The 17,771-nt window shown below is 70.9% G+C and carries 15 protein-coding genes; 11 read left to right on the forward strand and 4 right to left on the reverse strand.

Features of this window, described 5'->3' with window-relative positions; translation table 11 throughout:
- Positions 1 to 96 precede the first annotated feature (96 nt).
- Positions 97 to 921, reverse strand: coding sequence for an IclR family transcriptional regulator (locus tag AB0C38_RS32250; RefSeq protein ID WP_360680836.1), 825 nt, complete (start codon positions 919 to 921; stop codon positions 97 to 99).
- Positions 922 to 1,086: 165 nt separating this feature from the next.
- On the opposite strand from AB0C38_RS32250, the gene AB0C38_RS32255 reads away from it, so the two are divergent.
- The 8 genes from AB0C38_RS32255 (at position 1,087) to AB0C38_RS32290 (ending at position 12,405) form a co-directional block, all read left to right on the forward strand.
- Positions 1,087 to 1,401, forward strand: a complete 315-nt coding sequence (locus AB0C38_RS32255; RefSeq protein ID WP_360680838.1) for a bifunctional 3-phenylpropionate/cinnamic acid dioxygenase ferredoxin subunit — start codon at positions 1,087 to 1,089, stop codon at positions 1,399 to 1,401.
- A 156-nt stretch (positions 1,402 to 1,557) separates the two neighbouring features.
- Positions 1,558 to 2,235, forward strand: coding sequence for an MtrAB system response regulator MtrA (gene mtrA, locus AB0C38_RS32260; protein ID WP_005150760.1), 678 nt, complete (start codon positions 1,558 to 1,560; stop codon positions 2,233 to 2,235).
- Between the two features lie 7 nt (positions 2,236 to 2,242).
- Positions 2,243 to 3,967 (forward strand): MtrAB system histidine kinase MtrB, encoded by a 1,725-nt coding sequence (gene mtrB / locus AB0C38_RS32265; RefSeq protein ID WP_360680840.1) that lies wholly within the window; start codon positions 2,243 to 2,245, stop codon positions 3,965 to 3,967.
- Between the two features lie 59 nt (positions 3,968 to 4,026).
- Positions 4,027 to 5,715, forward strand: coding sequence for an LpqB family beta-propeller domain-containing protein (locus AB0C38_RS32270; RefSeq protein ID WP_360681075.1), 1,689 nt, complete (start codon positions 4,027 to 4,029; stop codon positions 5,713 to 5,715).
- A gap of 43 nt (positions 5,716 to 5,758) precedes the next feature.
- Entirely contained in the window at positions 5,759 to 6,412 is a 654-nt protein-coding gene (locus tag AB0C38_RS32275; RefSeq protein ID WP_360681077.1) for a ComF family protein, read from the forward strand.
- 952 nt (positions 6,413 to 7,364) lie between these two features.
- A complete protein-coding gene (gene raiA / locus AB0C38_RS32280) occupies positions 7,365 to 8,051 on the forward strand; it encodes a ribosome-associated translation inhibitor RaiA (protein WP_360680842.1) in 687 nt (228 codons plus the stop codon).
- A gap of 206 nt (positions 8,052 to 8,257) precedes the next feature.
- The gene (gene secA, locus AB0C38_RS32285; protein WP_360680844.1) at positions 8,258 to 11,152 is read left to right on the forward strand and encodes a preprotein translocase subunit SecA; all 2,895 of its coding nucleotides are present in this window, start codon (positions 8,258 to 8,260) and stop codon (positions 11,150 to 11,152) included.
- Positions 11,153 to 11,217: 65 nt separating this feature from the next.
- Entirely contained in the window at positions 11,218 to 12,405 is a 1,188-nt protein-coding gene (locus tag AB0C38_RS32290; RefSeq protein WP_360680846.1) for a cytochrome P450, read from the forward strand.
- Positions 12,406 to 12,681: 276 nt separating this feature from the next.
- Here the strand turns inward: AB0C38_RS32290 and AB0C38_RS32295 are convergent, their stop codons facing one another.
- Positions 12,682 to 13,128, reverse strand: coding sequence for an Rv3235 family protein (locus AB0C38_RS32295; RefSeq protein ID WP_360680847.1), 447 nt, complete (start codon positions 13,126 to 13,128; stop codon positions 12,682 to 12,684).
- Positions 13,129 to 13,355: 227 nt separating this feature from the next.
- On the opposite strand from AB0C38_RS32295, the gene AB0C38_RS32300 reads away from it, so the two are divergent.
- Positions 13,356 to 13,730 (forward strand): HAD-IA family hydrolase, encoded by a 375-nt coding sequence (locus AB0C38_RS32300; RefSeq protein ID WP_360681078.1) that lies wholly within the window; start codon positions 13,356 to 13,358, stop codon positions 13,728 to 13,730.
- 3 nt (positions 13,731 to 13,733) lie between these two features.
- On the opposite strand, the gene AB0C38_RS32305 is transcribed toward AB0C38_RS32300, so the two are convergent.
- A complete protein-coding gene (locus AB0C38_RS32305; protein ID WP_360680849.1) occupies positions 13,734 to 14,495 on the reverse strand; it encodes an RNA methyltransferase in 762 nt (253 codons plus the stop codon).
- Positions 14,496 to 14,529: 34 nt separating this feature from the next.
- Here AB0C38_RS32305 and AB0C38_RS32310 point away from each other — a divergent pair, with 34 nt between their 5' ends.
- Entirely contained in the window at positions 14,530 to 15,936 is a 1,407-nt protein-coding gene (locus AB0C38_RS32310) for a wax ester/triacylglycerol synthase family O-acyltransferase (RefSeq protein WP_360680851.1), read from the forward strand.
- Entirely contained in the window at positions 15,933 to 16,424 is a 492-nt protein-coding gene (locus AB0C38_RS32315; protein WP_360680853.1) for a hypothetical protein, read from the forward strand. The genes AB0C38_RS32310 and AB0C38_RS32315 overlap by 4 nt, the downstream gene beginning before the upstream one ends.
- Positions 16,425 to 16,863: 439 nt before the next feature.
- Here AB0C38_RS32315 and AB0C38_RS32320 read toward each other — a convergent pair whose 3' ends face one another.
- Positions 16,864 to 17,745 (reverse strand): NAD-dependent epimerase/dehydratase family protein, encoded by an 882-nt coding sequence (locus tag AB0C38_RS32320; protein WP_360680855.1) that lies wholly within the window; start codon positions 17,743 to 17,745, stop codon positions 16,864 to 16,866.
- Positions 17,746 to 17,771: the final 26 nt, after the last annotated feature.

Genomic DNA, 17,771 nt, shown 5'->3' on the forward strand with positions numbered 1-17,771 from the left:
AGACAGCTCCACTTCACATCCGGAGGCCTTCACCTGTCTGTACGACAGGCCGCCGCTGGTCACCTCAACTCGGGACAACGTCCCTGGACATCACAGCTAGTCCCGAAAATAGCCCAGCTGCGCGGAAAGGTCGTCCGCCGCTTCGGTCATCGGCCGCACGATCTGCTTCACCCGCTGCTTCGAAAGCCGGTACGACGGGCCGGAAGCGCTCATCGCCGCGACGACGTCGCCGCCCGGGCCGTGGATCGGCACGGCGACCGCGTGCATGCCGAGCTCGAGCTCCTCGTAGCAGGCCGCGAAGCCGTCTTCGAGCACCCGGTCCAGCTCGGTCATCAGCTCGTCGGGCTCGACCGTGGTGCGCGGCGTGTACTGCTCCAGCTTCCGCTTCAGCACCTGCTTGCGCTCGGTTTCGGCCATGTACGCCAGGAGGATCTTGCCGCTGGACGTCGCGTGCAGCGGCGTGCGCTGGCCGGTCCAGTTCTGCGTCGTGATCGCCGCCGAGCCGCGGGCCTGGCTGATGTTGATCGCGACGCCGTCGTCGGCGATGGCGATGTTCACCGTCTCGCCCAGCTCGTCCGCGAGCGCCAGGCAGCTGGTGCGGCCGAGCTTGGCCAGGTCCATCCGGCCGGTCGCGGCGCCCGCCAGCCGCACGATGCCGAACCCGATCGCGTACTTCCCGCGTTCGCCGAGCTGCTCGACGAGGCCTCTGGACTCCAGGACGCTGAGCAGCCGCGACGCCGTCGACTTGTGGACGCCCAGCTCGCCCGCGATCTCGGTGATGCCGGTTTCGCCGTTGCGGGCGAGCAGCTCCAGCACGCTGATCGCCCGGTCGACCGACTGCACCTGGCTTTGAGTTGCGTTGCCACCAGCCGAGGCATGCTTTCCCGCCGAGGTTGCGTCAGCAGAGTCCTGGTTCCGCATAGCGCAACACTATCCGTTTTGCGCACTCCCTATCGGCTGAGTGGGCGAATCTCTTGACGGGGCCGCCGTCGAAGCCGGATTGTTGCGCAAGAGGCGCAGCGTCGCGCAATGCGCAACTTTCACGCACCGTCCCGGTTTCCCGTCACCTGTTACCCGGAGGCCTCGATGATCCGAGCCTGCGCCGTCGCCGACCTGCCCGAGGGGGAAGCCCTCCGCCTCGACGGCCCCGTCCCGATCGCCGTGTTCCACACCGAGGACGGCTTCTTCGCCGTCGACGACACCTGCACCCACCAGGACGCCTCGCTCGCCGACGGCTGGCTCGAGGGCTGCTTCGTCGAGTGCCCGCTGCACGCCGCGCAGTTCGACCTGCGCACCGGCGTGCCGACCTGCCTGCCGGCGAAAGCGCCCGTGCGCACGTACCGCGTGGTCGTCGCGGATGGCGCGGTGCACGTCGACGCGCCCGTCCCGGCCGTTCCCTGACCGTTTCCCGCAGGTCCGTGAAGGCCGCGCGTCGGCCTTCACGGACCGTCCAGGGGCACCCGGATGGAGCAGGCGGCGCTGCGGATCTTGATCTTTCTGGTGGTCAAACACGCGGGTCGCGCGTCCGGCCGCCGGAACTAGTGCGAATATGTGGACATGAAGGCACGTGTTCTCGTGGTCGACGACGACCCCGCCCTCGCGGAGATGCTCACCATCGTGCTCCGTGGGGAGGGGTTCGACACGGCGGTGGTCGCCGACGGCTCACGCGCGCTTCCCGCGCTGCGTGAGCTGAAGCCCGACCTCGTCCTGCTCGACCTGATGCTGCCCGGGATGAACGGGATCGACGTCTGCAAGGCGATCCGCGCCGAGTCCGGGGTGCCGATCGTCATGCTCACCGCCAAGAGCGACACCGTCGACATCGTCCTCGGCCTGGAGTCCGGCGCCGACGACTACGTCGTCAAGCCGTTCAAGCCGAAGGAGCTGGTCGCGCGCGTCCGGGCCCGGATGCGCCGCACCGAGGCCGAACCGGCGGAGTCGCTCACGATCGGCGACCTGGCGATCGACGTGCCCGGCCACGAGGTCACGCGTGAGGGCAAGGCCATCCCGCTGACCCCGCTGGAGTTCGACCTGCTGGTGGCGCTGGCCCGCAAGCCGCGCCAGGTGTTCACCCGCGAGGTGCTGCTCGAGCAGGTCTGGGGCTACCGGCACGCGGCGGACACCCGTCTGGTGAACGTCCACGTCCAGCGGCTGCGCTCGAAGGTCGAGAAGGACCCGGAACACCCCGAGGTGGTGTTGACCGTTCGCGGCGTCGGGTACAAGGCCGGCCCGCCATGATGGCTCCATGAGCACGGAGACCGGTAGACGGCTCCCCGCGTTCGCGAGTTCGACGGCACGCCTGGTGCGGCGTGTCGTCGTTTTCGCGCGCCGTCGCGCGGTCGCGTTCAACGAGCTGTGGAAGCACTCGCTCCAGTTCCGCGTCACCGTGTCGACGCTCGCGCTGTCCTCGGCCGTGGTCTTCGTGCTGGGCATGGTGCTGCAGAACCAGATCACCGAGCGCCTGCTGGACACCAAGCGCGAAGCCGCCATCGCGCAGACCCGCGCGGCCGCGGACACCGCCGCCGGTGAGCTGGTCGGCCTCGGCGGCGAGACGGACGAGGCGATGAGCAGCCGCCTCCAGAACGCGCTGAAGAAGATCGCGATCACGCCGACCAGCCAGGACGCGGCCGGCTCGGCGGCGGGCACGTTCGTCCCGGTGCTCGCCAGCGGCGGCCACGACCAGTCCGGCGACGAGCCATCGTCTGCCGGCCCGTTCGAGAACGTGCCGCCGCGGCTGCGCCAGTTCGTCGAAGCCAACGAGATGAGCTGGCTCGAGCACACGGTCACCGACACCGACGGCGGGCGCACGACGTACCTGATCGTCGGCACGCCGCTCAACACCGTCGCCAGCCCGCTGCAGCTGTACTTGCTGTTCCCGCTGACGACCGAGCAGAACACCGTCGCGACCGTGCAGAACACGCTGCTCGTCGGCGGGCTGGTGCTGCTGCTCCTGCTGGCGGGCATCACGAACCTGGTGACCCGGCAGGTGGTGCGCCCGGTCCGGCAGGCCGCGGCGGCGGCCGAGCAGTTCGCCGGGGGCGACCTCGACCAGCGCCTCGCCGTGCTCGGTGAGGACGACCTGGCGAAGCTCGCGGTGTCCTACAACGGGATGGCCGCGAGCATCCAGCGCCAGATCCGCCAGCTCGAGGATTTCGGCGGCCTGCAGCGCCGGTTCACCTCCGACGTCTCGCACGAGCTGCGCACGCCGCTGACCACCGTCCGGATGGCCGCGGACGTGCTGCACGCGTCGCGCGAGCAGTTCCCGGCCGGGCTCGCGCGCTCGACCGAGCTGCTGGTCGACGAGCTCGACCGGTTCGAGTCACTGCTCGGCGACCTGCTGGAGATCAGCAGGCTCGACGCCGGTGTCGAAGACCTGTCGGCGGAGTTCATCGACGTCCGCCCGATCGCCACCCGCGCGGTCGAGCAGGTGCGGGTGATCGCCGGCAACGCGGGCAGCTCGGTGGAGCTCGTGCTGCCCGACGAGGAGGTCATCGCCGAGGTCGACGCCCGGCGCGTCGAGCGGATCCTGCGCAACCTGCTCGGCAACGCCGTCGACCACAGCGAGGGCAGGCCGGTGGTGCTCACCGTCGCGGCCAACGACAACGCGGTCGCGGTGACCGTCCGGGACCGCGGCGTCGGCCTGCGACCCGGCGAGGCCGGCCTGGTGTTCAACCGGTTCTGGCGCGCCGACCCGTCCCGCAACCGGCGCACCGGCGGCACCGGGCTCGGCCTGGCGATCAGCCAGGAGGACGCGCGCCTGCACGGCGGCGAGCTCGACGCGTGGGGCGAGCCCGGCGACGGTGCGTGCTTCCGGCTCGTGCTGCCGCGCCGCCAGGACGTGCCCGCGGGCGATCCGCCGCTGGTGCTGCCGCCGCCGGACCGCGCCGCCGTGGAGGTGCCCCTCGGGCTGATCGACATCACGCCGGCGCCCGAGGCGATCTTCGCCGAACGTGAGGAAATCGGTCAGTGAAACCACAGGCTTTCCGGCGGGCGGGGACGAAGTTCCGGTCGTCGCGGCTCTTTCCCGCGGTGCTGTGCCTGGTGCTGGCCGCCGGCTGCGCGAACGTCCCGCTGGAGTCCCAGCCCGTGGTCGTCTCCGGCGAACGCCCGGGCCAGGGCTCGGGCGACGTCGTGCCCGAGCCGAAGCCGGACAGCGACCCGCTGACCCTCGTGCGCGACTTCGTCGGCGCGACGCTCAAGCCGGGCCAGAACAACGCGGCCGCCCGCGCCTACCTGGACGAACAGGGCCGGGCGAACTGGCGGCCCAGCCGCAGCCTGACGATCATCCAGGACACCTTCGGCACGGTCTACGACCCGGCCCCGCAGCCCGACCCGAACACCCTCGTCGTCAACGTGCGCGGGATCGACATCGGCACGCTCGACCAGGCCAACGCGTTCGTGCCGGACTACAGCCCGGCGGCGCTCAAGGTGAAGGTGCGCAAGCAGGCGAACGGGCAGTGGCGGATCGTCGACCCGCCGCCCGACCTGTACGCGACCGAGTCCGACTTCGGGGAGAACTACACCGAAGTGCCGGTGAACTTCTACTCCGAGCAGTCGGCCACCTTCGTCCCCGACCGGCGCTACGTTGTCGCGAAGCCGCAGTCCGGGTTGCCGAGCCGGGTGATGTACCTGCTGGTCAACGGGCCGTCGGCGAGTTTGGCGGGGTCGGTGAAGAACCTGCTCGGGGAGCCGGTCGAGATCGACACGAACGTCAAGAACCTCGACGACGGGACGCTGCTGGTCCCGCTGACCGGGCTGACCGGGGTCGCCGACGACATCCGGAAGCTGATCGCCGCGCAGATCGTCCTCACGCTGCAGTACGTGACCTCGGCGCGGATCCGGATCCTCGCCGACGGCGCCCCGCTGGTGGCGAACCACCCGGACTGGCGGTCGAACGAGCTGCCCAACTACGGCGCGAGCCTGTCGCTGAACGTCGACCTCCTGGGGCTGATGACGGTCGGTGGCCGGGTGCGGTCGCTGGGGGACGGCGCGCCGGTCCCGGGCCCGGCGGGCAACGGCGGCTACGACGTCGTCAACGCGGCCCAGTCGATCGACGGCAAGCGCCTGGCGGTGGTGGAGCGCGACGGCGGCAAGGTGCGGCTGCGGATCGGCGACCTGGGGCACGACCTGCCGCCGGCCGGGCTGGGCGGGACCACGCTGAGCCGGCCGACGTGGCGGCCGGGCACCGGTGAGGTGTGGACGGTGGTCGACCAGTATTCGGTGGGCCGGATGGTGGTCAACCAGAACAACCAGTGGACGGCCCTGACGGTCAACGCGACCGACCTGACGCAGCAGGGCGGCATCACGGAGCTGCGGTTCTCCCGCGACGGCGCCCGCGTCGCGGCGGTGGTCAACGGGCAGCTGTGGGTGGCCTCGGTGGTCGGCAGCGGCGATTCGGTGGCCCTGCGCGAGCCGAGGTTGCTGCAGCCGCACGACCTCCACGACGTGGTCGACGTGGACTGGCTGACCCAGGACACGCTGGTGGCGGTCACGACGTCGACGTCCCAGCCGGTGGTCCGCGTGACGGTGGACGGTCAGCGGATGGACGCGTTCAACAGCTCCAACCTGACCCCCCAGGTCCGCGGCGTGACGGCGGCGCCCGGCCGGCCGATCGTGGTGGCGGACGCGAGCGGGCTGTGGATGGCGTCGGTGCTGGGTGAGGTGTGGCGGCCGCAGAACCACTCGATGAAGGACGCCGACCCGTTCTACCCGGGCTGACGCTTCCGAAACTGTCGGTGGTGGCGGGGACACTGTCCGTGTGCTGCTGCTCGATTTGTTGATTCCCGCCCGGTGCGCCGGTTGCGGGGCCCGTGGGGCGCCCTGTTGCGCCCGGTGCGCGGGGGTGTGGGGTTCGGTGTCCGAAGTGGTCCGGGTGCCGGTGGCGGGGTTGGTGCGGGTGTTCGCCCTGGCCCGGTACCGAGGTGTCGGCCGGCGGTTGCTGATCGCTTACAAGGAGCGCGGGCGCCGTGATCTGGCACCTTCGCTGGGGCGCGCCTTGGCGGCGGCGTTGGTGGTGTTGCCGCTGCGGAAGGAAACCGGGTCCCGGGCGGTCTGCCTGGTTCCGGCGCCGAGCCGCCGACCAGCGGCGCGGGTCCGCGGCGGCCCCCACGTCGAGCGCTTGGCGAACGCGGCGGCGAGCACCCTGGCCGCGCGGGGTTTCGAGGTCGCGGTGGCGCCGGCGCTGGAGCTGGCCGGCAGCGCTCGCGACGCGGTCGGCCTGGACCGCGCGGAACGAGTGGCCAACCTCGCGGGCCGGTTGCGCTTCCGCGAAACGGGGCGCCCGCCGCCGGGATTCCCGGTGGTGGTGCTGGATGACGTGATCACCACGGGAGCCACGGCAGCCGCTTGTGTGCGGGCGCTGGAGGTGGAGGGAATCGAGGTCGCCGCGGTTCTGACGCTGCTCGTGGCCGGGTGATTTTTGCGCTCTGGATACGTGATGGGAGTTCGGCGTGGGGTGCGGTAGCCATCCCGGATTTCGCGGGACACCTCCGGGCGCTGGCTCCGGAGAGGACCGCTGCCCGGCTCCGCTCGTGTACGGCTGCGCCTGCCGCCCGGCGCAACCTGCCGCACAAGCCATCAGCGCCTGCCGCCGACCCCGCAATCACCGCAGTGCCCGCCATCCCAGCTCCTCCGCGCGAGTCGGTCACCACCGCCGCACGGGCCCGCCACCACCGCCGCGCGGGCCAGCCACACCACCGCAGTGTCCGCCACTCCAGCTCCACTGCGCGGGCCGGCCACCACCACCGCAAACCCCACCACCACCGCAAACGCCCACCACCGGCCGCCGACCGACCCCGCACATCCCGGCTCACCCCGCACCCGGGTGACCCCGATGTCACCTACATGAGTGACATTCGCCGGGAACGCAAGCAGCCCCGCGGCCGTTGTCCGGGCATGAGGGTGTCGATCAAGACCACTCGGCCGCCGCGCCACTCCACCGGGGTGGCGGCTGCGGCGGACCTGGCCGTCACCCTCGGCGTCCACCAGCCGGTGGCGATGCGCCGTCCGTGTGAACCCACGTCGAGCGCGCCGCGTCCGACCAGCGGGAGTTTTCTGGTGTTCACCCTCCGCTCACTGCGCGGGGTGACGGAGTCTCATTCCTCGACATCCCCCGGCTCGGGGGCTGTTGCAACGGGCGTGAGGAAGCTAACGTGCTCCGCTATCAGCAATCCCCGCAGGCAGGGAGGTGACGAGCCCATGTCCCTGGCGCCGGAGGTGCGCTGAGTCCGCGCTCGGGCATCCGGCACGAGACGTCGTGAACCGATCCGAGTTCCTTCTCAGCCCGCGATCCGGGCTTCCGTCCCCGCTACACCGGCGCCGTGTGTGAACTCAACAGCTCGCAGTCATCTCCGCGAGGGAGGTCGTGTATGGACATCGTCGTTAAGGGCCGCAACGTAGAGGTGCCCGAGCACTATCGGGCACTCGTCAGCGAAAAGCTGGCCCGCCTCGAGCGCTACGACAGGAAAGTCATCCGGTACGACGTGGAACTGTTCCACGAACCCAATCGGCGCCAGGCCAAGAGCTGCCAGCGCGTCGAAATCACCGGAAAGGGACGTGGCCCGGCCGTACGCGCTGAAGCGTGTGCCGCCGACTTCTACGCAGCGCTTGATTCCGCAGTCACGAAGCTGGAAAACCGGCTGCGGAGGACACACGACCGGAGGCGCGTGCACTACGGGCGCAGCCGCCCGGAGTCGGTCGCCGAAGCGACCTCGGTACTGCCGGGTGGTGGATCCCCGGCCGTAGCCAGTCCCGCCGCGAGTACCGCGGTGTTGGAAGCACCCGAAGCCGAACCGCAGACGAACGGCTTCGCGAGTGCGGGAGAGATCCATCTGCCCCAGCAGCAGAGCTGGGCCGACGACGACCTCGGTCACCAGCCCGGTCGCGTCGTTCGCGAGAAGCAGCACACCGCGGATCCCATGACGGTGGACCAGGCTCTCTACGAGATGGAGCTGGTCGGCCACGACTTCTACCTCTTCAACGACTCGGACGCGGGCCGGCCCAGCGTGGTCTACCGGCGGAAAGGCTTCGACTACGGCGTGATCCGGCTCGGCTGAGCCGGTACTGAAGGAGGCCTTCCGGATGGCCCGCACGCGGCTCGCGTGCGGGCCATCCGCATGTCAGGACCTACGGCGTGTGCACGCGACGCCCACCGTTCCCTACGATGGGGTGGGACGGTGGCGCCGACCACGGCCGCCGCCGCGGGAAAACCTGCCCGGGACCGGCCTGGGCGCACTCATGATCAGCTAGTGAGGTCGACCGGATGGTGCTGAACCGCCTGCTCCGCGCGGGTGAGGGCAAGATGGTGAAGCGGCTGCGCAACATCGCCGATCACATCAACACCCTCGAAGACGACGTCAAGGACCTGACCGACGCCGAGCTGCGGGCCAAGACCGAGGAGTTCCGCAAGCGCAACGGCGAGGGCGAGTCGCTGGACGACCTGCTGCCGGAGGCCTTCGCGGTCGTCCGGGAGGGGGCCAAGCGGGTGCTCGGCCAGCGCCACTTCGACGTCCAGCTCATGGGCGGCGCGGCGCTGCACCTGGGCCAGGTCGCCGAGATGAAGACCGGCGAGGGCAAGACGCTCACCTGCGTCCTCCCGGCGTACCTCAACGCCATCCCCGGCAAGGGCGTGCACGTCGTCACGACGAACGACTACCTGGCCAAGCGCGACTCGGAGTGGATGGGCCGCATCCACCGGTTCCTCGGCCTCGAAGTCGGGGTGATCCTGTCGGAGCAGCAGCCGGACGTCCGGCGTGCGCAGTACAACGCCGACATCACCTACGGCACGAACAACGAGTTCGGCTTCGACTACCTGCGCGACAACATGGCGTGGAGCCTCGACGACTGCGTGCAGCGCGGGCACTACTTCGCCGTCGTCGACGAGGTGGACTCGATCCTCATCGACGAGGCCAGGACGCCGCTGATCATCTCGGGCCCGGCGGACCAGTCGTCGCGCTGGTACGTCGAGTTCGCCCGGCTGGCGCCGCTGATGCAGGGCATCGACACCACCACGATGGGCTCGCGCGAGCGCACCGAGAAGACGAACCTGATCAACTCGAAGTACCACTACGAGGTCGACCAGCGGAAGCGCACCGTCGCCGTCACGGAGAAGGGCGTCCGGTTCGTCGAGGACCAGCTCGGTATCGAGAACCTGTACGAGGCCGCGAACACCCCGCTGGTCGGGTACCTGAACAACGCGCTGAAGGTCCAGGAGCTCTTCCACAAGGACAAGGACTACATCGTCCGCAACGGCGAAGTCATGATCGTCGACGAGTTCACCGGGCGCATCCTGGTCGGCCGCCGCTACAACGAGGGCATGCACCAGGCGATCGAGGCCAAGGAAAAGGTCGAGATCAAGGCCGAGAACCAGACGCTGGCGACGATCACGCTGCAGAACTACTTCCGCCTCTACGGCAAGCTGTCCGGCATGACCGGTACGGCCGAGACCGAGGCCGCCGAGTTCCACCAGACCTACAAGCTGGGTGTGGTGCCGATCCCGACGAACCGGCCGATGGTCCGCCAGGACCAGCCGGACCTGATCTACAAGACCGAGGAAGCGAAGTACGAGGCGGTCGCCGAGGACATCGCCGAGCGGCACGAGAAGGGCCAGCCGGTGCTGGTCGGCACGACGAGCGTCGAGAAGTCCGAGCGCCTGTCGAAGCTGCTGGTGAAGCTGAGCGTGCCGCACGAGGTGCTGAACGCGAAGCACCACGACCGCGAGGCGCTGATCGTCGCGCGCGCCGGCCAGAAGGGCGCCGTCACGGTCGCCACGAACATGGCGGGCCGCGGTACCGACATCGTGCTCGGCGGCAACCCCGACCTGATCGCCGACCACGTGCTGCGCGAGCAGGGCCTGGACCCGGTCGAGCACTCCGAGGAGTACGAGGCCGCCTGGCCCGCCGTCCTCGAGAAGGTCAAGGAAGAGTCGAAGTCCGAGGCCGAAGAGGTCCGCGACGCCGGCGGCCTGTACGTGCTGGGCACCGAGCGGCACGAGTCGCGCCGCATCGACAACCAGCTCCGCGGCCGGTCGGGCCGCCAGGGTGACCCCGGCGAGTCCCGCTTCTACCTCTCGCTCGGTGACGAGCTCATGCGCCGCTTCAACGCGACGATGGTCGAGCGCGTCATGACGACCATGCGGCTGCCCGACGACGTGCCGATCGAGCACAAGATGGTCTCCAAGGCCATCAAGAGCGCGCAGACGCAGGTCGAGCAGATCAACATGGAGCAGCGCAAGGACGTCCTCAAGTACGACGAGGTCATGAACGAGCAGCGCAAGGTGATCTACGCCGAGCGCCACCGCGTGCTGGCCGGCGAGAACATGCGCGACCAGATCGAGGGCATGCTCGTGGACGTCGTCAACGCCTATGTGGACGGTGCGACCTCCAGCGGCTACTCCGAGGACTGGGACCACGAGAAGCTGTGGACGGCGCTGAAGCAGCTGTACCCGGTCAGCATCGACTGGGACGACCTGATGGAGGACGGCGACCTCGACGCGCACAACCTGCGCGACGCGCTGGTGCAGGACGCCCGCAACGCCTACGACAAGCGTGAAGCGGAGATCAACGCGCTCGTCGGCCCGGAGGGCATGCGGACCCTGGAGCACCAGGTGATGCTGACGGTCCTCGACCGCAAGTGGCGCGAGCACCTGTACGAGATGGACTACCTCAAGCAGGGCATCGGCATGCGGGCGCTCGCGCAGCGCGACCCGCTGATCGAGTACCAGCGCGAGGGCTTCGACATGTTCCGCGCGATGCTCGACTCGCTGAAGGAGGAGGCCGTCGGCTTCCTGTTCAACCTGCAGGTCGAGCGGGCCGAGGCGCCGCCGGCGGAGGACGCCGCCGCGCTGCCGACGGGCGTCCCTTCGGGCAACGGCCAGGCCGGCGCGCCCGCGGAAGGCCGGCACGCGCGGCCGGCGCCGCCCCAGCCGCCGACGACCGACACCGAGTCCGTCCCGGCCGCCCTGCGCGGCAAGGGCCTCGGTGGCGGTGGCCAGCCGCCGGGCGTGACGCTGTCCGGGCCGGGTGAGGACGGCGAGGTCGAGTCCCACGCCGACGGCGGCGCGCAGGCCGCGGGCGGTGGCGGTGGAGGAACCCGCCGTGACCGCCGAGCCGCGCAGCGCGATGCCCAGAAGAAGGGCAAGAAGGGCCCGCGTCGCTGACGTAGTGGACACAGGGCCGGGGTGTGCGCACCCCGGCCCTGTTTTCGTGCAAGGGGGAGCAGCTGGTGGATCCGCAGGAATTCTTCGCGCTGTTCGCGCCCGAGCGGCGGCCGGATCCGTACCCGCACTACCGGCGGTGGCGCGAGCGCTTCCCCGTCGCGGCCCTGGCCGAGCGGATGTTCGCGGTCAGCGGCTTCGCCGAAGCCACGCAGGTGCTGCGCGACCCGGCCTTCGGGCACCCCGAACCGGAGTACCTGGATCCGGCGGACCGGCTTCCGGACCAGCCGGTCGACGAGTCGGGACGCGTGGTCCGGGCGTTCCTCTCCCTGAACCCGCCCGACCACACGCGGCTGCGGCGGCTGGTGGCGAAAGCGTTCACGCCGCGGATGGTGGAGCAGCTGACGCCGCGGATCGAGGAAATCACCGCGTCGCTCATCGACCGTGCGCCGGCCGGCTTCGACCTGATGACGTCGCTGGCGAAGCCGCTGCCGGTGGAGGTGATCGCCGAGCTGCTCGGCGTGCCGCTGGACGACCGCGAGCGCTTCGCGGAGTGGTCGCACGCGATGGCGCGGGCGCTGGACCCGCCGTTCCTGCAGCACCCGGAGACGATCGAGCCGGCGGTCAAGGCGCGGCAGTCGTTCGTCGGGCACTTCCGCGAGCTGGCGGACCAGCGGCGGCGCGAGCCCGGGGACGACCTGCTGTCCGCGCTGGTGGCGGTGTCCGACGCGGGCGACGTGCTCAGCGAGGGCGAGCTGCTGGTGACGCTCACGCTGCTGCTGATCGCCGGCCACGAGACGACGACGAACCTGATCGGCAACGGAGTCCTGGCGCTGCTGCGGCACCCGGACGGCCTGCGCCCCGCGGCGGAGGCGCCCGACCGGGTGGTGGAGGAGGTCCTGCGCCACGACTCGCCGGTCCAGCTGACGGCCCGGACAGCGTTGCGCGACACGGATTTGGGCGGGGTGGCGATCCCGGCGGGCAGCCAGGTGATCGTCCTGATCGGAGCGGCCAACCGCGACCCGTCGGCGGGCCCGGAGTCCTTCGACCCGTCCCGGGCCCCGGGGCGGCACCTGGCGTTCGGCCAGGGAATCCACTTCTGCCTCGGCGCGCCCTTGGCGAGGCTGGAGGGCCGCATCGTGTTCCGGGAGCTGGGGCGCCGGCTGCCGGAGCTGAGGCTGGCCGGCGATCCGAAGTGGACCGCGACGACAACCCTGCGCGGCTTGGCGACGCTCCCGGTCGCGAGCGGCAAGTAGGCGAAGCTGGGTCGCGCCGCCGACCGCGCGATGGCATGAAAGACCCTTTCACCTCGCCTGACGACATGAAAGGGTCGTTCACCGCGCTCGGCTCCGCCGCGGCGGAGCCGGGGTGGTCGTCGAGCGAAGGCGTTGTCGCGCGGCTGCGACGTCATGAAAGACCCTTTCACCTCATCTGACGCGGTGAAAGGGTCGTTCATGACGTCCGGGCAGGCCACCGCGACCCAGCCGGCGGCCCAGCCAACCCCGGCGGGGCGCGGGCCGGACGAGCGCGGCTCACGCCGCTGCCGGCCGGCGCGTCTGCTGGTCCGGCCGGCCCGGCTTCAGCAGTGCGAAACGCACGCACTGCCAGCCTTCCGGCCGCCGGGTGAAGCGGGCCGCCAGTGCGAACGACCGGCCGTCCGCCTCCACCCGGGCGCACGCCTCGATCACCTCCGGCACCGGGGTGCACACGTGCACCCGGCGCAGCCGGTGCCGCGGCCGCGCCAGGTGTGGCCCGCTGAGGCCGGCCAGCACCTCCGGCGCCACCAGCCCGCGGATCTGTGGCACCGGACGGCGGCCGTCGTACGCCTCCAGCAGCATGGTCAGCAGGCGGCCGACCTCGCCCGCCTCGAGCTGCCTCGGCACCGGCCACCGGGCGTCGCTCCGGCGGTGCTCGTGCGGGGTCATCGCCGGCGGCTGTTCCGCCCGGCGCGGCACTTCGTTGTGGACCAGCGTTCTCACGCGGTGTTCCTCGGACATTTCCTCCCCTCCCGGCCGCGGCATTTCACCGCCGCCACGGCTTAGAGGGGGGAACCGGTCCGAAAGGCGACGGGAATCGCCCGATTCGGGAAAGAACCGCCGAAGCCATGGATTCTCCGACGCCGGTGCGGTAAGTGCGAGCCGTTGTTGCGCTATGCGAGACAGCGGTCATCGCCCCCGCTATGGTGTGCCGGGTGCTGAAGGGGTTATTGGTCGATTTCGCCGGAGTTCTCACGGATCCCGACGCCGGCCGCTTCTACGACTATCTGATGGCCGCGCGCGAGCGAGGCGTCCGCACCGGACTGCTGTCCAACGCCCCCGGGGCGTCGGCCGAGGTCAAGAACACCATGTTCGTCTATTTCGACGCCCTCGTGTTTTCCGGCGAGGTCGGCGTCGCCAAGCCGGATCCCGCCGTCTACCTCATCGCGGCCGACCGGCTCGGCCTGCCTGCCGTGCGGTGTGCGTTCGTCGACGACTCGGCCGCGAACATCCGCGGCGCCGTCCAGGCGGGCATGGTCGGCGTGCACCACCGGTCGGTCGAGGAAACGCTCACCGAGCTCGGCGCGCTGTTCCCGGACGGGTGAGCGTCAGCGCGCGCGGCGGACCAGTTCGAAAGACAGGACCGCCGCGGCCGCCGAGACATTCAGCGACTCGACGTCACCCGGCATGGGAATCGACACCCATTCCGTGACGAGCTCGCCGACTTCGGTGCCGACTCCGGCCGTCTCACCGCCGAGTACGAACGCGGCGCGCTGCGGCAGGTCGAATTCGAAAATCGTGGTTTTCGACGTTGCGCTCAGCGCGTAAAGGCCGTATCCGGCCTCGGTGAGCATTTCCGCGGCTTCGCGCGCGGAGCCGCACCGCAGCACCGGCGCGCGGAATGCGACGCCGGCCGAAGCCTTGACCACCATCGGGTCGAGCGCCGCGACGCCGCGGCGCGGCACGATCACGCCGTCGAGCCCGGCGGCGGTCGCCGTGCGCAGGATCATGCCGACGTTCGCGGGCGTGGTGATCCCGTCGAGCAGCAGCACGCGCGACGGCGGGTGACGGTCCGAAAGCGCGGCTTCGAGCGCGCGCATCCGCGGCGCGACGACGTCGGCGAGCACACCCTGGTCCTGTTTGCCGTTGCCGGCGAGCACCTTGACCCGGTGGGCGCTGGCGCGCTGCACCGCCACGCCGGCTTCCTTCGCCGCGCGCTGGATCTCGGCCGCGCCGGGACCGCGGGCGGTGTCGGCGAGGATCACCTTGTCCACCCGCAGGCCGTCGTCGGCCAGCGCTTCGAGCACCGGCTTCCGGCCGTACACGGTCAGGAAGCGGTCCTTCGGCGAGACAGTCGACTCATCACCCACACCCGGCAGTCTCGCACTGTGTAAGGATCGGCCTATGCCCGACCGCCTGTCCGCGCTGGACGCCTCGTTCCTCTACGTCGAGGACCACGCGACGCCGATGCACGTCGGCGGGGTGGCGATCTTCGAGCGGCCGCGGTCCGGGTTCAGCTACGCGCAGCTGCTCGACCTCGTCGGGGCGCGGCTGGCGTACCTGCCGCGTTACCGCCAGCGCGTCCTGGAGGTGCCGGGTCACCTCGCGCGGCCGGTGTGGGTGGACGACGTCGACTTCGACCTGAATTACCACGTCCGGCGCTCGGCGCTGCCCCAGCCGGGCAGTGACGAGCAGCTGCTCGACCTGGTCGCGCGGCTGATGTCGCGCCGGTTGGCGCCGGAGCGCCCGCTCTGGGAGGCGTACTTCATCGAGGGCCTGAGCGGCGACCGGGTGGCGCTGGTCACCAAGACCCACCAGTCCGTTGTGGACGGTGTCGGCACGATCGACCTCGGCCAGCTCATCCTCGACTCGACGCCGGCCGAGCCGGAGCCGTTCGAGGACATCTGGACGCCGCGGCGCGAGCCGAGCCGCGCGCAGCTGGTGCTGGACGCGGTCAGCGAGGGCGTCCAGCGGCCGGGCGAGGTCGTGGAGAACGTCCGCTCGGCGGCGAACGACGCGTTCGCGACGGCGGGCAAGTTCGCCGAGACCGTCGGCGGGGTGGCGTCGACACTGCGCACGCTGGTGAAGCCGGCGCCGACCGGGCCGCTGAACGTCCGCGTGTCCGGCGGGCGCGTGTTCTCGGTGGTGCGCACGCGGCTGGAGGACTTCCGCAAGATCCGCGCGGCGCACGGCGGCACGGTCAACGACGTCGTCCTCGCCGCCATCACGGGCGCGCTGCGCGAATGGCTGCTTTCGCGCGAGGAGTCGCTGTCCCCGAACGCGACGATCCGCGCGCTGGTGCCGCTGGCGGTCCGCGACGCCGAGACGGCGGAGTACTCGACGCCGGCCCTGGTGGGCAACCAGGTCGCCGCGTACCTGGTGGACCTGCCGGTCGGCGAGCCCAACCCGGTGCTGCGGCTGCAGCACATCGGGCACGCGATGGCCGAGCACCTCGATTCGGGACGTTCGGTGACGGCGCGCGGGCTGCTCAAGGTGGGCGGCTTCGCCCCGGCTACCCTGCATTCACTGGGGGCGCGAGCGGCGGGGTCGCTGTCCGGGCGCATCTTCAACGTCATGGTGACCAACTCGCCGGGCCCGCAGGTGCCGATGTACGCGGGAGAGGCCAGACTGGTCGAGATGTTCCCGGTGATGCCGCTGATGCGCACCCAGGCGCTGGCGATCGGGGTGACGTCCTACCACGGCGGCGTCTACTTCGGACTCAACGGCGACCGCAAGGCCGCTTTCGACGTCGACCTCGTGGCCGGGATGATCGAAGAGTCCGTGGAAGAGCTGAAGGGTGCGCACTGGTGAGGGTCTTTCTTCCGGCGACCATCGCGATGCTTCGCGACTTCGAATCCTCGGGGGAGTTCCGCGCCCGCAGCGGAACGGCGTTCGCTTTGACGCCGGCTTTGCGCGAGGCATACGTGAGCGGTTCGGACGAGGAGCTGGAGTACGCGGCGTTGCTGGACGCGGCCCGGGCTTCGCTGCGGCTGATCGCGGCGGAGGAGAAGGGCGAGCCGCGGCGGGTGGTGATCTCGGCGGACGTCGAGGGCGTGACGCTGCGCCCGGACCTGGACGCCCCGGTGGTCCGCATCGGAGGACCGATCCCGTTTTCGGCGGTGGCGGCGATCCACGTGGACGCGGCCGAGGCGGGAGAAGCGGTGGCCGCGGCAGCCGCGGTGATCGACGCGGCGGACTTGGGGGATCCGGACGCGGAGTTCACCTTGGGGGACGCCGAGGACCACGAGCTGGCTTGGTATGCGCCGCAGGAACTGCCGTTCTTGCTGGAGCTTCTCTGAGTTGTCCACAGGTGAGTACACCTGTGGACAACTCGGGTTGAGCTGGGGATGCTGTCGGGGGTGGCCGATAGACTGGACTCGGGGACGCCCCCCTGGGACGGGCGGGGGCTGTCCGGCGGTGGCCTTGGGGCGCGGTCGGCGAGCGGGGCGAGGGCAGTCCGGACGTCGCGAATGACTCATTCGGGACGCCAGAGGACCCGAATGACTCATTCGCAACACCGAACCCTGGCCGAGCGCGCCAGCCAAGCGACTTTGCCGGGACCCTGCCTGGGACGGGCGGGGGCTGTCCGGCTGAGGTCCTGGACGTCGTGAATGACTCATTCACGTCGTCTGAAGCCGCGCGACCAAGCCCTCGACGGCACATCGGGCCCCGAGCACTGCCAGACCGGCGGCAAGCGGGCCCGACCCTGCCTGGGACAGAGGCGACCCCGGCGACGCCTCACTCCTCCGTGAACCAGTCCGGCCCCGGCACCGGCCGTTCGCACCGCCACCCGGTCGCCGCCGTCAGCTTCCCGGACACCACTCGCTGCGACCGTCCCATCGGCTCGGCCATCGGCACCCGCGAAACCAGCCACTTGGGCAACGCACGCGCCTTCCGGACCCCGGCGGCCGCAGCCATGGCCTCACCCAGTGAGCCCTTCAACACCGGCGGCGCCCCCACGTTGTAGACCCCGGAGGGCGCGTCCAACGCCGCCACTGCCGCCGCGGCCGCGTCCGACGGGTGGATCGCCGTCGTCCAGTCCGTCCGGGATCCCATGATCAACGGGGCCCCGCGGCGGGCCGCGGCCAGCAGGGCCGAGGTCAGCGCGTCCGCGCCCACCAGTGTCCCGATCCGGAGCCGCACCACGGTCCGGTCTTCCAAGGCCGCCACGTTCGCGTGCGCCGTCACCGAGGACGCCGTCACTCCGCGCGGCCGCAGGGGAGCGTCTTCCGTGAGCTCAACCGAGCCGCCGTCCGCGTACACGAACGAAATCCCCTCCTGGACCACGATCCGCACCTCGTCCACCTGCCGGACCGCCGCGGCCAGCGCCGCGCTCCCCGCCAACCTGACCTGGTCATTCGACGCCCAGGCCGACTTGCTCGTCACCTTCCGCGGGATGCGCGTCGCCAAGTTCAGCACCGCGTCGTGCCCGCGCAGTGCCGTGGCCAGCGACGGCGCCGAGAACAAGTCGCCCGGCACCGGCTTGGCGCCCGTCGCCTCGATGGCCGGCGCGCGCGAGGCGTCGCGGGCCAGCCCGCTCACCTCGTGCCCCGCCGCCAGCAGCCCCGCCACCGCCGGGCGCCCCAGCACGCCCGTCGCCCCGATCACCATCACCCGCATGTCCCATCTCCTTTCGACGGAGACCG

The organism is Amycolatopsis sp. NPDC048633, from assembly GCF_040650695.1.
GTDB lineage: Bacteria > Actinomycetota > Actinomycetes > Mycobacteriales > Pseudonocardiaceae > Amycolatopsis.

Excerpts from the sequence above, each read along its gene's own strand:
- mtrA (WP_005150760.1), top strand. The coding sequence starts at position 1,558 with ATGAAGGCACGTGTTCTCGTGGTCGACGACGACCCCGCCCTCGCGGAG.
- AB0C38_RS32250 (WP_360680836.1), bottom strand. The coding sequence starts at position 921 with ATGCGGAACCAGGACTCTGCTGACGCAACCTCGGCGGGAAAGCATGCC.
- AB0C38_RS32320 (WP_360680855.1), bottom strand. The coding sequence starts at position 17,745 with ATGCGGGTGATGGTGATCGGGGCGACGGGCGTGCTGGGGCGCCCGGCG.
- AB0C38_RS32255 (WP_360680838.1), top strand. The coding sequence starts at position 1,087 with ATGATCCGAGCCTGCGCCGTCGCCGACCTGCCCGAGGGGGAAGCCCTC.
- secA (WP_360680844.1), top strand. The coding sequence starts at position 8,258 with ATGGTGCTGAACCGCCTGCTCCGCGCGGGTGAGGGCAAGATGGTGAAG.
- mtrB (WP_360680840.1), top strand. The coding sequence starts at position 2,243 with ATGAGCACGGAGACCGGTAGACGGCTCCCCGCGTTCGCGAGTTCGACG.
- raiA (WP_360680842.1), top strand. The coding sequence starts at position 7,365 with ATGGACATCGTCGTTAAGGGCCGCAACGTAGAGGTGCCCGAGCACTAT.
- AB0C38_RS32310 (WP_360680851.1), top strand. The coding sequence starts at position 14,530 with ATGCCCGACCGCCTGTCCGCGCTGGACGCCTCGTTCCTCTACGTCGAG.